The following is a 13,757-nucleotide window of genomic DNA, read 5'->3' as shown; positions in this document are numbered from 1 at the left end:
ATGACTGGTCAACTCGTCTCTTCTGCACGCGTCACCCTATTGTTAACCGTGCGCAACCACCCTGGGGTCATGTCGCATATTTGTGGTTTATTTGCCCGCCGCGCCTTTAACGTTGACGGGATATTATGTATGCCGTTGGCCGGTGGTGAAGAGAGCCGTATTTGGTTGCAGGTATTAGATGATCAGCGTTTGCAGCAAATGATAAGCCAACTGGAAAAACTCGAAGACGTGCTTCAGGTATGCCGTTTTGACTCTGAAATGCCCATTTTTGATCAAGTTGAAGATTTAGTCGCCAATCAGCGATAATAGCGCATTCGCATTTCTCCATACTGGCCGACGCAACGGCGGGTATGGAGAAAATAATAAGGGCGGTATCGACAATATATCGTTAACCGCCCTTATTTCATGAGATCGAATTAAATTATGCCAGTAATAACTTTTGCAACTCGGCCAGTGAGCTGACTTGATAACGCGGTGCAATATTATCATCCGCCACTGCGCCACTGGTATTAAGCCAGCAAGTATCAATTCCCGCATTGATACCCCCCTGAATATCTGAATGGAGGTTATCTCCCACCATCAAAATATTTTCTTTCGCAGGGTTATTCATTAAATTGAATGCATGCTCAAATATAGCTACATCGGGTTTAGCCGCCCCGACTTGTTCCGAGATAATCAACGGAGAAAACACATTTTTTAACCCGGTGCGTTCTAATCGGATAGTCTGCAATTCAGTGAAACCGTTAGTAATGATGCCCATATTCACTTTACCGCTCAAGGCATCAACTAACTCACGTGCGCCAGGTAACAGTGAACAGATATCAGCCATAGCAATTAAAAACTCACTGTTCAGGCGAGTTGCCGTCACACCCAGCTTTTCGGCCCACATTTCAAAACGCGTACTTTGCAATTCGGCTGCTGATATCTTACCGTCTTGATAATCAACCCAGAGAGGTTTGTTAACCAGCTGATAATGGTCGAAATCTTGTACGGAGAAATCTACATTAAAGCGTGAGAACATCAGCTTTAACCCTTGATAAGCATCAAAGTGGAATAGTGTTTCATCCGCATCGAACAGTATCCATTGGTATTTCATGACTCTTTTCTCTCTGACTTTTGGTATTTTATTAGGCGCGCTATGGTAGCGAGTATTGCGGTTGGTGTATAGATACTGCTCATAACAGCAACGCAGCGGATATATCGCGATCTATTGTAATAGTGGCATCACCGGTAATTAACGGGGTATCAAACACAGCTAATACCTTACGGTTAATTTCAACCATCGCATCCTCTAGTTTAATTTCCATATCAGCAGCAATATCTACCAATTTTTCACGCTCCCAGGAATCACGTGAAATCAGTAATTTCAAGAATGTCACCACGCCATCAGATAAATTAGCGGTAATTGCTGCCATCGAACGCGGATTAATTTCTTCCGTGGTTTGTACCGCAGCCGTTGGCGTCACAAACAGTCCCTCAAGTAATGTTACTAACTCCTGGCTTTCTTTTTTCAACAGATTAACGCGATCGACATCAGTCACCACATCAATAGCCGCCGACGGCAGACTCAATGTCATTGGCGTGGCGCGGCTATCAAGATCGGTATAAACCAATTTACTGTCCAGACCAAAACGTTTATATACCCGCTCAAGGAACTTCACTTCGGGTGGCGTAATAGTGCCTTCAACCTGAATCAGATGGGCCAGGAAGCGCGCGATAATTCGGCGATTTTCCAATGAGAGCGGCTCTAAGTTATTTTTCAGCGCCAACAGTGTATTACTTTTCCGAATACCCGGTTGCAAATAGGCCTTTAGCCGCATCCGTTGACCGGGGCTCAGGAAGCCCCAGGCATCAATATGCCGGGTCAATATTAGAGATTCAGGTTCGCCGATACTTCCATCAAACATCACCGCAGCGCAAGCAAGTTCGACAGCCAGCATCGTGACACGGTAGGTGTCAAAAGTTGCCGACTCCGCAGCCAGCGATTCAATTGGAAATAGTGCAACAGTATCTTGCAATACCGGAGTGCGATTATCGGCCCGAACATCAGGCTCGATACCCACTTGCAAAGAAGCTAATGCATAAGTTAATGCCATCACATGGCTGCGCGATAAGCGTTCTAATGGCTTAGTGCCACAGGCGGTACTCAATTGAAGAAACAACTCACCCAATGTGACCATCAATAACCCATAACCGACCCGGGCTTTGATATTCTCTAATTCGGTTTTTAATGCCACAGACCACAATGCCTCTGGCATTAATAACTGCCCTTCCAGTGACATTTTTTTCTTCGGATTAACACTGGCAAAACGGTTATAAATAGCAAGCTCTTGTTGGCATACTTCAAATAGTGCTCGCAGCTTATCACGATGCGCTTTACACACCGCAACATTGGGTAGATCGGCAATTTGTTGGAAGAATTCTTGTCCCATCAAACCTGCTGACGCTGGCCGATAGAATATTTGCAACTTGGTTTTATTAACTGGTAATAAAAATCCGTCGCCATACTGCTCCTGATAACGCTGACAGAACAGAGTAGCAAAAACATCCGCACAATGTGCCATGGAGATATTTTGGTTAATCGCCGGGTCAGCCTCTCCCCAGGCGAGAGCCCATGGGGCCGGCAGTGGTTTTTGATCAAGTGCTAATTGCCCCAATCCAACCAATAACGCTAACGGCAGTTCAGTTGAAGATTCGCGTGTAGCAGGAGGAGCTGAGAGATAGAGCTTCTCATCTATATTCACTCTGGAGATATAAACTAATAAATTCTGCGCATAATGATTAAATGCGTTATTTTTTCCATAAATATTTAGCAGGCGATTAATTTCAGCTTCAATAATAGGAAGTTCTTTCTTTGCTATTGGGTCGATAGCCGCATCAATCAGTACCCGATGCTCTAAACCATAGAAAAATAAGAAAACATAGCCAATATCTGCGGTGGGTGATTTACGCCCTTCGGCTAACCACTGTAAGTACCCTTTTCGTGCTTCAGGCGAACAAGTTGAGTAATCCGGCGCACTATCAATAAGCGGCAATGAAATGTCTATTTCTTCTGTTGCGACATCCATTGATGGGTTAATAAATGCTGGCTCTGCACCGGTGCGGTTACTTTTATATTTATTACCAATATAAATCATACCGTCGGGTAAGTTTATTCCGGCAACCACCGCCAATTCCCCCGGGCGGAGCCAGGATGCACGAGCTAAAGAACCCCGCGATACATCAGGTTGTTTTTCCTTGTTTTTTTTCTCTTCATCAACCGTGGGTTTCTTATTGGCTTCATCCGGGGCGCTGGTTTGTTCTGATTCTAATTGCGAAGGGGCAACTTGATAATCGCCCAGATCCGGAACCGCTGCCGTTTTTTGCATATCGGTATTAATCGCCGGGATTGCGGGCCGCTTGGTTCCTTTGAGATTCTGCCAGACAAAGTACATGCATAAGATAGCCGCACTCAGTGCAATCCACGCCTCTCTTGGGATACCAGTCATCAACCCTAAAGCAACGATCAGTAGGACAACCCAGACGGTACCAGTAGATTTTCTCTTAGCCACGATGGTTTATATGCCCCTATCTTAAAATAATAATTTTTATTCTGCCTTTAAGGGCAATTTTTAATAAATAATTCTTCTTACTGATACTTTTTATACAAATTAAGTATCGTAAAAACCACAAAGGGATCCTATAAATTGCACTTAAGTCCAATTAATAGGTTAGATAATAAGTCGTATTTTATTTTAATAATGGTGCGTCCAGCAGACTGCGTGCTCAAACGTTCAATAATCCAATTATGCCAGTTCATTATGCATTCAGCCAGCAAAGATATTTATGGTTCGCTCCCTTTTCCATAGCTAAACTCAACCTGACGGTAACGTTTTATTATTATTCTGGTTGCAAATAATCCTATATGGTTAGATGTAGCAACCAAGTGACATTTAGCATAATTGTGGGGACATATGCAGAAACTCGCTGAGATAATTGATATGACAGCCCATCCGATCAACGACCCGGCATTCATTGCACAATGCAAAAGTACCTTAGAAACCTACGGTGCCTTGGTTTTATCTGATTTTCTATTATCACCGGCCCTGGATAGTATTAAGCAAGAAGGTATTGAACATCAGCATTTGGCTTACTACGCAGCTAACCAACACAATGTCTATCTGACCAAAACGGATCCGGAATTTACCGCTGATCACCCACGAAATCGGTTGGTGACCTCATCAAAAGGCTGCATTACTGATGAGGATATCCCCGCAGATTCGGCACTAAGAACACTCTATGGCGCTATTGATTTTCAGGATTTTCTCTGTGCTGTCTTAGGCGAAAAACAGCTCTATCCCTATGCCGATTCGCTTTCTTCGATTAATTTACACTACGCCAGCCAAGGTCAGGAACTAGGTTGGCATTTTGATAATTCATCATTTGCCATCACCTTATTAGTACAAAAACCTCAGGCGGGTGGCGTGTTTGAATACATTGAAGAGATGAGAAATGCCGATAGAGGTGAGATGAATTATTCCGGAGTAGAAGCACTATTAAACCACCAAATCACCCCCAAAACATTGCACATTGAACCGGGCGATTTAGTCCTATTCCGCGGCAGAAATGCCATTCATCGCGTGACCCCGACACAAGGTGAGATCACCCGAATGCTGGTGGTTCTGGCTTATAATGCACAACCCGATATTTCGTTATCTGAAAGCGCCAGAATGACGTTTTATGGACGACTTTAGTTTTTAGCGGTGAAAACTGGCGGGCTTCCTTGCCCGCCTTAATAAAGAAGCAATCAGTATTAAACCACCCCAGTGGTTACGCTAAAATGGCGGGTTTCTCCCGGCGATAACATCTGTAAAGTGCCCTTCTCTTTTGCGGCTAAATAGCCTTCTGGACGACAGGTCGCCGGTAAAATAAAAGCAGCCACTTTCTGATCGCCATTATGTAATATCCAGCGAGTACCATAATTAAACTGCTTAGTTGAAAAACGTGTGACAAAGCGATGCCCTTGCGGGGCCAGCATAAAGAACTCGGCATTATCAACATATTGTGAAAGGTCATCGGCAAAGAAAACAATTTCCGGGTCATAAAATTCAGGTTCATTTAAATCAGTGAGCCCCGCCGGACGTTCCCGTAATTGCTGTGTATATTGCAGCCATTGCGGTGTTGGATGAACATGTGCGGGTACAGTTTCACGTAGTTTTAAGGCTGAGCCAGGTAAGTTTTGCCGGAAAGTGGCCCCTGGAATATAAGCGTAATTCATATGACACATATACTGGAGAGGCATAGCGATGCTGGCTAAGTTAGTCACATTCATTTCAATATCGAATTGTGCACTATCTGCGGTCAACCGAACTAGCGGTTGAGCACAATAGTGGTCACCAAAACCTTTTACATATTCCACACTGCCCGTCAGTGCCAGTCGATCACCATCAACCAGTAACCAGGCTTGATCCATGTCGGCGCATGGCATTTCACCATGTAATACATGGTCATCCTCAGGTGATGGGCAGCCGTTGCGCAGCAGACCTGAATGGAAAGCAAAACAACCGTAAGTATCAACAATATTCTCCCCCCGCTTAGGCTGAGAAAACATGTTATCCATTTTCAGATTGTGACCATCAAATTCTGCATCCCAAATCATCTGGCCGTAATAAGGTAACAGAGTGACATAACCTCGTGAGTTGGTAATTTTTAACGCTTCAATACCTGATGCATATTTAAAACTGGTCACAGTAAAATAATCACTGCGGTAAATTTCCTGCTCATGACGGCTGAATTGTTCACGAAACAGCATTATTTGGGCGGTCATTTATGATTACTCCCCGGTTAATTAGGATTCATTATTTGCCAATGTTGCCGCATTGACCCGCTGCTTATTGCGCAGTTCACCCCAAAAATAGAAACCTACGTAAACAAAGCACAATAATGAGACCACGAAAGCATGCTGCATTGAACCCAGATGGTCAGAAACAAAGCCTTGCAATGCCGGTACGACAGCGGCACCCACAATTGACATGACAATAATGGCCCCGGCAACTTCGGTATATTTATTATCCACGGTATCCAGAGTGCCAGCGTAAATAGTCGCCCAGCAAGGCCCGAACAGGACACTGACAAATACCGCCGCATAAACTGCAGTAAAGTTAGGTACACATACCACATATAACAGGGTCAACGCCCCTAAGATGGAATAGGCGATTAATACTTTCTCAGCTTTAAAACGCGTCATCAGGAAGTTGGCAACAAACTTACCAATAAAGAAGCAGATAAAGCTGTAAATCATAAAGTTTGATGCATCTCGCTCATTAGAAGCACCCAGATTCAACGCTAAGCGAATAGTAAAGGACCATACTGCAACCTGCATTCCCACATAGAGGAACTGCGCCATAATGCCTTTTTTGAAACGCCCATTGCCTGCCAGATATTTCAGTGTTTCTTTTAATGAAGGTTGAGCCACTTTTTTATTATTGTCACCTTGCGGTTTGCAATGAGGGTAGCGGGTAATAACAAAAAGCAGCATGACCAATAACAGGACAAAAATCAGATATTTATAAGGCTCTAATGTGTGTTCTAACATGCTGAGGCGGAATTCATGAATCTGTTCTGGCGTCATTGATGCCATTTGATTCTGTAAACTGTCGCCTTCCTGGAATACCAGATATTTCCCTAACACGATCCCCATCAATGCGCCAATGGGATAAAACGTTTGGCTGATATTAAGCCGCAACGTCGCATAATCTTTATGACCAATCATTGAACTGTAAGTATTCGCGGCTGTTTCAAGGAAACTTAATCCAATGGCAATGGCAAAAATAGCTGCCAGAAACATGGTATAGGTTGCCATATGAGAGGCCGGATAAAACAGAGTACAGCCCACAATATAAAGTGTTAGCCCAATCAATATAGCGACTTTATAACTGCTTTTTTTAATCACTAATGATGCAGGAATAGCAATCAGAAAATAACCACCATAAAAAGCACTTTGTACCAGTGCGCTGGCAAAATCGCTGAGTGCAAAAACGCTTTTAAATTGGGTAATTAAAATATCATTCAGACTGGCTGCGCATCCCCAAAGAGGGAATAAACAGGAAAGCAAAATAAACTGGAATAATGGTGTTTTATTTAAATAGCCATCGGGCAGTTGAACGGTATTAAGGCGCATTTTATTTTCCTTGGTGTAGGGTCTTTAAAAAACCAATAAATTGCGACGCGTCAGGGTAAGAACGTTGCGTTCCTTTTCCGGTGACACTGTATGCAGCAAAAGCAGATGCCATTTCCATGGCTTTTAATACATCGCCATGCAAGACATATTCATGAGCAAAACACCCAATGAAAGCATCTCCCGCACCGCTGGTATCGATGGCGTGAACACTGACCGGTGGAACATGATGAATTTCTTTGCCATGCATCCATAACGAGCCACGATGCCCCAAAGTAATAATCAGATTATGCAGGCCTTTATCCAATAAACTACGCCCTGCCCGATAGATATTATCCAGACTGTCTACTGGCATTCCTGTCAGAATGGCCAGTTCTGTTTCATTTGGCATAAAAAATTCGCATTGGCAGGCGTAGCCGATATCCAATGCTTTGGAGGCTGGAGCCGGATTAAGAATAACTTTGATATTATTCTGTCTTGCAAAATCAATGGCGGCGTAAACAGTTTCCAGCGGGATCTCGAGTTGTAAGATAATCAGTTGGCAGGTTTTTAAGGCATCTGCGGCGGCGTCAACATCTGCCGGTAATAGGTGGTTGTTGGCACCTTTAATAATCAAAATACGATTTTGTGACGACTTATCGACAAAAATCGGGGCCACGCCACTGGACGTTCCGGCTACCGCTTTAACATGCTGGGTATCCACTCCAGCCTGTTGCAGATTTCTAATAGTATTTTCAGCAAAAAGATCCTCACCTACACGGGTAACCATCATGACATTGGCACCTAATCTGGCCGCTGCGACCGCCTGATTTGCCCCCTTTCCCCCGCATCCGATTTCAAAATCTGGTGCTTCTAATGTTTCCCCGACTTGTGGCATGTCATCAATGTAGGTAATCAAATCAACCATGTTCGAGCCAATGACTGCAATATCCATTGTCCATTCCTCTGTGCTATTTTTTTATCATTAAATGTTATTGCAATAACATTAACAGGCAAGAAATGTTATGTATGTGACAATGATCGCATCAATGAAAGTGCGACATACCGAAAATCGGCCTTATACAGAGTGGGGTTGATGTTATAATTATAACAATTGGTAAGCAGTAGTGATGTAAATGAAGGTTCGCTAGTGGTGCAGAAAGTTGGGGTAACGTTTAGAAATGAAAAATCCCGGCCACTACTGCACCAGGATTCTCAACAACAAGTCCGGATATTTATTTAATCGCCATGGCATCACGCATGGTAAAGAACAGGTCAGTTTGGTCTGTCAGACCCACAACATTCGCAGCATGTGGGCCGTAAGCCGCAATACGCAATTGTGTGCCGGTATGCCCCTGGGAATCATCTTCTGAGTTGCCATAACTTATAGCCATTATTGCGCCATCTTTGGTAGTCAGTGCCTGAGTCAGGCCCGGAGCTTTGGCATCAGCCTCAATAATTTGACTGGAATGAGCATGGTCTGCTGTCACGATAACCAGTGTGTTGCCATCTGCACGGGCAAATTCCAATGCTTTTTGCACTGCTTCGTCCAAATCGACGGTTTCGCCAAACTGGCCGCAAGGGTTAGCAGCGTGGTCTTGTTTATCGATTGATGCCCCTTCGACTTGTAAGAAGAAGCCATTCTCATTGGTTTTCAGCAGGTCAATAGCCTTTTCCGTCATGACGGCCAAGGTTGGCGTGCCTTGAGTTCGCTCAGTATTATTTTCACAGACCACAGGCGGTTTATCTATATTGCCGTGATAAGAGGCTTTTGGCCCCTGCCAACGTACCGGCATGTTGCCAGGACTGAATAAACCCAACAGTGGTTTTTGTTGGTTTGCTTGTTTGATGGCATTCAAATCATCCAGGTTTTCGACAATCACATAACCGCGAGCCAATGCCTGATCACGCAAAGATTTATCTTTCCATTCACCCGCTTTAGCCAACTGGCTGAATGACTTTGAGCCGCCGCCCAAGGTAACATCGGCGCGCCCTTCAATCATTTGCTCAGTGATGGAACCACGACCACCATTCTCCAGTGCATTAGTGCTGCACTTCTCACTGGTTTCTTCCGGGCCATAACATTTGCGACCAGTAACATGAGCAAATTGTGCCGCAGGCGTTGCATCTTGCAGTTCAGCCGTTGAAACGTTGCCTGTAGCTTTACCTGCTTTTTTAGCCAGCTCCAACAAGGTGACGTGATCTTTCCCAAATACATCGACACCCAGAGCGCCATTATAGGTTTTCACACCTGAAGACCATGCAGTCGCCGACGCGGCCGAGTCAGTCACATAATCGGGCTTCTGTGTTTTCTTATCTAATGAATAGTGCGTGTATTGTCCGGTCAACGGCAATGCATCAATCCCTTTGAAGAAACCACCCGCACCCATAGCATAGTTACGTGCCGAGGTTATCTCCGAGTCACCCATCCCATCGCCAATCAGTAAAATGACATTTTTTACCGTTTTGTTGGACAGCGAATCACGAAGAGCCTGAGTTTGATCTTCAGTTAAACGGCGAGCACCACCAAATTGAGTGACATCACCATGGGCGCTGCGATCGTATAAACCGGTGGCGGCGGCAATAGCATTGGGGGCGAACAGAGTGCTGCTCAGTATCAGGGTGGATAACGCTATGCCGGACAAAGTGGATACGCGGTTCTGCATCAGTAGAGTTCCTTGTTGTAAAACAGTAATACAATTTGTATTGATTGGTTACAACGGATACTAGAACAGGCGAATGACGCTTTTATGACAGTCCACACTTTTATGGCAGCCCAATTAATTATTATTCCTTATCTTTCAGTGGAATTCCCTGGCCCCGCCGCGCCTTCCCACAATAGTGTTAAATCAACCCACCATTAGCACGCAACACTTGCCCATTGATCCAGCCGCCGTCTTTTCCGACCAAAAATGCCACAGCCGCTGCAATGTCCTCTGGTGTGCCCAATCTTTCTAATGGTGCCATTTTCGCCATTTTTTCAATCAGTTCAGCGGATTTTCCATTCAGGAAAAGATCCGTCGCGGTCGGCCCTGGTGCCACGGCATTGACAGTAATATCACGGCCTCGCAACTCTTTTGCCAGAATTGCTGTCATTGTTTCAACCGCAGCTTTGGTGGCCGCATAAACAGCATATTTTTCCAATTTCAAGCCCACAACACTGGTTGAGAAATTAACAATTCGGCCGCCATTTCTGAGCCGTTTCGCCGCTTCTCGCATTCCGTTGAAGCTCCCTTTCAGGTTAATGGCAATTTGGTGGTCAAAATGTTCATCGTCAGTGTCGGCAACCGTGCTGAGTGACATAATACCGGCATTATTGACCAATACATCAACCCCGCCGAAGGCGGTTTCAGCTTTAGTAAATAGTTGGGCTACGGCGGCTGGATCGCTAATATCGCCTTTGGCACTTAACGCATTACCACCCGCTTGTTGAATTTTACGTACCAAGGCTGCGGCTTCATCATCAGCCCGGGAATAATTGATCAAAACAGTGTAGCCCTCTTGAGCCAGACGTTCGGCTATTGCCGCACCAATACCCCGTGATGCACCGGTAACAATCGCGACCTGCTGAATGGTATTTGTCATAATATTATCCTGAATGCGAGTTTCATCATCTGTCTTGGTTCATGGGCAGACCCTAAAGTCTAAAAGACAAGCACCAGCCCACTTAAACCGGTAGACAAAGCATGCCATTTTTACTGCTGTGGATAATTACCTATTATTCGACAACACTATTCAAAAAAAACCAACAATGATGCGGCAAACAGCCGAACTGTTCAGGCTCGGCTGCTTATCCCACTTTATTGGTCTTTCTCAACGGATTGGTAGATATCAATATCAAAATAGCCATCAGCCCTGCCGTCATTGAGGTAAACCTCGTAGCACGCCCCTTCGGTTGGACGATAGCCACTTTGTGGTAGATGCTGGTTATACAACTCTCCCCAAGCCTTGGCGTAATCATCATCGGTTACTCGAGTGTGGTACACCGCATACAAGCCTGCGGGAATCACCTGTAATTGCAAGTGATCACTGAGCTCAGGCGGTAAAACATAATCATCTGCAACAGATAATGAGACATCAGCTCGTAGCTCAGCCGGTGGATTGGTTTCTGGGTTATCCCAGTACAGTACTAACCAGTCTTTTCCCGGAATTTGATGCTGAGTATAAAGTGATGATAGTTGGTCAAAACCTTTTGGAATGGTTTCGTGATAAGGCCCGACAACTCGGATACTCACAATCTGTTGTGGTTGTTTTTCAATTATCTTAAATGCCATATCGCTACCTCGACTTAATGGTTTCAATAAAAATTAAGTGACTAAAGATACGAATCATACAAATACTGTTTATTTATACAGTATAACGGCATTTTATGACTTTGGGTTAATTTTCAACCTGAGTTTGTGAACCGCTTCGCAAAAAACTATCGGCCTGCTCAAGTTGAAGATGACTGAATACAGTGATCCCGTGGCGACGCAATAAGGCCGTTGTCACGCCCTGTCCTGCCCGTTGGGTGCCATTAAAATAGCCATCATAAATACGGCTGCTACCGCATGACGGGCTACCCTCAGTGAGAATGGCCAAGGTGCACTGATGTTTTTGAGCCAACGCCAATGCCTGATAAGCCCCTTGCAGAAATTCACGGCTAACATCATTGCCCCATTGTTCAATCACCCGGGCCTGGCCCTGTAACACCGCCTCACCATTACCTTGCTGAATTTCAGCAGGTGGTCTGGGTACAGGCATCCCAGCAGCCAGTTCAGGACATACCATGACCAGCCGCCCTTCATCTTGCCAGCGTTGAATAATTTCATCATGGACAGACAGTGCACTGCCGTTATAACGAACCGGTTTGCCCATCAAACAGGCACTGATCAGGATACGCGCGGGTTTGGCTTCCACGAGATTATCAACCTTCAAGTTGTGTGATAAATGAATAACGATGAAATAAAAATAACTATAGCCACCGATAATAACTAATTAATAGTGGCCAGTCATAAACCCAGAAAAATAATTGGCGCAAAACAGACTTTTCTTGAGTCAATATATAGGTGACAACTTAGTTTGAATGGGTATAGGCCGTCAGGACTTGCGGTAACAACCGCGCCAGCCGTCTGGCCCATTCCTCCTGCCCGTTCTCATCAGTAATAAGATCCTGGCGAATCTCAATGCCAACATATGGCAACTGCCGCTGCTCGGCATGGAATGGCAAAGTGAAATCTGTGGCATCCGTCATCGCATAAGGTTCATTGATGCCGACATTTAAAGCATCTTCTTGCTGTAAAAATGACACTAATTGCCGCGCGAACTCGGGGTTTCGGTGAAATAAAGTGCCAATTTGCCAAGGCCGGGAAATATTTTTAAATGACGGTGTAAAACTGTGCATGGAAATAATGACACCAGGCTGGCCAGTATCACGGCGCTGATTAAGCGTCTGTGTAATCAAATCATGATATGGCTGAAATACCTCTACTCGACGAGCTTGAGCCTCTTCCACCGTGACACCGATATTACGCGGGATCCGTGTGTTTTCAGAGGTTTCAGGGATAGAACTGGCGATACCGGGGGTACGGTTGCAATCAATAACTAAACGCGAATAACGCTGATGAATTAATGTGGCATCTAAATACTGGCTAAGTAACTGCGCGGTGGCTAATGAGCCAATATCCCAACCAATGTGACGATCAATTTCTCCTGCTGGTAATCCTAAATCCCCGAGTTGAGCCGGAATACGCTGTCCGGCATGGTCGGCCAACAAGATAAAAGGCGAGCGGCTTTCAGCTCGCTCGATAGCCGCAGCGGGCGGTTCGTTCTCACGTAATAAAGGAGGCAAAATGAAATTGGACATGAATTGAACACCTGATATGAATTGATTTCGTAAATAACAGACTTTTATCCTAGCGGCTTACACTGACTTCGCCCACCCCGACTTTATATCTAAACGTCATGTTTTATGCGATAAACACCGCAATAAAAGCAGGTTTTTGCTTTTCGGTCCTGATAGTCATCTATTGATGTTATCTTTCATGTAATAATCGCCGGCAAAGTATTTAATCAAACAATTTGTGCTCAACCAGTGGCAGCAAGGTCGTGGAGAATGATGGAAACGTTTTTGATTGATAGAATGGCAACCCCACAGGGTGAACTGTTGTTAATTGCAGACGAAGAGCACCGGCTACGTGCCATTGATTGGACTGACCACTATGAACGTCTGATGAAACTGCTGCGTAATCATTACGGAGTAAATACTTTTACCCTGGTGGAACAGCGTAATCCTGGTGGGTTGAGTGACAGCATGCAACGCTATTTTGCTGGGGAGTTGAGCATTATTGATAACTTACCGGTGAAAACCGCCGGTACTGATTTTCAGCGTCAAGTTTGGCAACAGTTGCGTAAAATCCCGTGCGGTGAAACCATTACTTATGGTGAGTTAGCAAAACGCATTAATCGCCCCACTGCTTCTCGAGCGGTTGGGATGGCGAACGGTTTGAACCCCATATCGATTGTTGTGCCTTGCCATAGGGTGATTGGGCAGCAAGGTGCATTGACCGGTTATGCGGGTGGTGTGGAGCGAAAACGCTGGTTATTAATGCACGAGGGCTATCTTTTAGCACGCTAACTATTG

Annotated in this window: 13 protein-coding genes; 3 read left to right on the top strand and 10 right to left on the bottom strand. The window is 44.9% G+C overall.

Features of this window, described 5'->3' with window-relative positions:
* Entirely contained in the window at positions 1–306 is a 306-nt protein-coding gene (ilvN, locus tag FTB31_RS17895; RefSeq protein ID WP_019083103.1) for an acetolactate synthase small subunit, read from the top strand.
* Positions 307–421: 115 nt separating this feature from the next.
* On the opposite strand, the gene yjjG is transcribed toward ilvN, so the two are convergent.
* The gene (yjjG, locus tag FTB31_RS17890) at positions 422–1,096 is read right to left on the bottom strand and encodes a pyrimidine 5'-nucleotidase (protein ID WP_077174706.1); all 675 of its coding nucleotides are present in this window, start codon (positions 1,094–1,096) and stop codon (positions 422–424) included.
* A 79-nt stretch (positions 1,097–1,175) separates the two neighbouring features.
* On the bottom strand, positions 1,176–3,551 hold the full coding sequence (locus tag FTB31_RS17885; protein WP_077174705.1) for a tellurite resistance TerB family protein: 2,376 nt from the start codon (positions 3,549–3,551) through the stop codon (positions 1,176–1,178).
* Between the two features lie 402 nt (positions 3,552–3,953).
* Between FTB31_RS17885 and FTB31_RS17880 the strand changes: the two genes are divergently transcribed.
* A complete protein-coding gene (locus FTB31_RS17880) occupies positions 3,954–4,733 on the top strand; it encodes a HalD/BesD family halogenase (protein WP_050078086.1) in 780 nt (259 codons plus the stop codon).
* A gap of 59 nt (positions 4,734–4,792) precedes the next feature.
* Here FTB31_RS17880 and FTB31_RS17875 read toward each other — a convergent pair whose 3' ends face one another.
* The 8 genes from FTB31_RS17875 to FTB31_RS17840 all read right to left on the bottom strand — a co-directional run bounded on the left by FTB31_RS17875 (position 4,793) and on the right by FTB31_RS17840 (position 12,980).
* Complete coding sequence (locus tag FTB31_RS17875; protein WP_077174704.1) at positions 4,793–5,806, bottom strand: aldose 1-epimerase family protein; 1,014 nt, start codon at positions 5,804–5,806, stop codon at positions 4,793–4,795.
* Positions 5,807–5,827: 21 nt separating this feature from the next.
* Complete coding sequence (gene fucP / locus FTB31_RS17870) at positions 5,828–7,159, bottom strand: L-fucose:H+ symporter permease (protein ID WP_077174703.1); 1,332 nt, start codon at positions 7,157–7,159, stop codon at positions 5,828–5,830.
* Between the two features lies 1 nt (position 7,160).
* Positions 7,161–8,090, bottom strand: coding sequence for a ribokinase (gene rbsK / locus FTB31_RS17865; protein ID WP_077174702.1), 930 nt, complete (start codon positions 8,088–8,090; stop codon positions 7,161–7,163).
* Between the two features lie 280 nt (positions 8,091–8,370).
* Positions 8,371–9,801 carry an alkaline phosphatase gene (gene phoA, locus FTB31_RS17860; protein WP_227719585.1) on the bottom strand — a complete coding sequence of 477 codons (1,431 nt, stop codon included), beginning with the start codon at positions 9,799–9,801 and terminating at the stop codon, positions 8,371–8,373.
* 178 nt (positions 9,802–9,979) lie between these two features.
* Positions 9,980–10,720 carry an SDR family oxidoreductase gene (locus FTB31_RS17855; protein ID WP_050078092.1) on the bottom strand — a complete coding sequence of 247 codons (741 nt, stop codon included), beginning with the start codon at positions 10,718–10,720 and terminating at the stop codon, positions 9,980–9,982.
* Positions 10,721–10,935: 215 nt separating this feature from the next.
* Complete coding sequence (gene sbmC / locus FTB31_RS17850; RefSeq protein ID WP_050078093.1) at positions 10,936–11,409, bottom strand: DNA gyrase inhibitor SbmC; 474 nt, start codon at positions 11,407–11,409, stop codon at positions 10,936–10,938.
* 106 nt (positions 11,410–11,515) lie between these two features.
* A complete protein-coding gene (locus tag FTB31_RS17845) occupies positions 11,516–12,034 on the bottom strand; it encodes a DUF523 domain-containing protein (protein WP_077174701.1) in 519 nt (172 codons plus the stop codon).
* Positions 12,035–12,191: 157 nt separating this feature from the next.
* Positions 12,192–12,980 carry an N-formylglutamate amidohydrolase gene (locus tag FTB31_RS17840; RefSeq protein ID WP_227719584.1) on the bottom strand — a complete coding sequence of 263 codons (789 nt, stop codon included), beginning with the start codon at positions 12,978–12,980 and terminating at the stop codon, positions 12,192–12,194.
* Positions 12,981–13,232: 252 nt separating this feature from the next.
* Here FTB31_RS17840 and ogt point away from each other — a divergent pair, with 252 nt between their 5' ends.
* On the top strand, positions 13,233–13,751 hold the full coding sequence (gene ogt, locus FTB31_RS17835) for a methylated-DNA--[protein]-cysteine S-methyltransferase (protein WP_077174699.1): 519 nt from the start codon (positions 13,233–13,235) through the stop codon (positions 13,749–13,751).
* Positions 13,752–13,757: the final 6 nt, after the last annotated feature.

Origin of the sequence: Yersinia proxima, assembly GCF_902170785.1 — a bacterium.
GTDB classification, from domain to species: Bacteria; Pseudomonadota; Gammaproteobacteria; order Enterobacterales; family Enterobacteriaceae; genus Yersinia; species Yersinia proxima.
The sequence above is the reverse complement of the archived record's forward strand: the minus strand, read 5'-3'. Positions and strand labels throughout refer to the sequence as shown.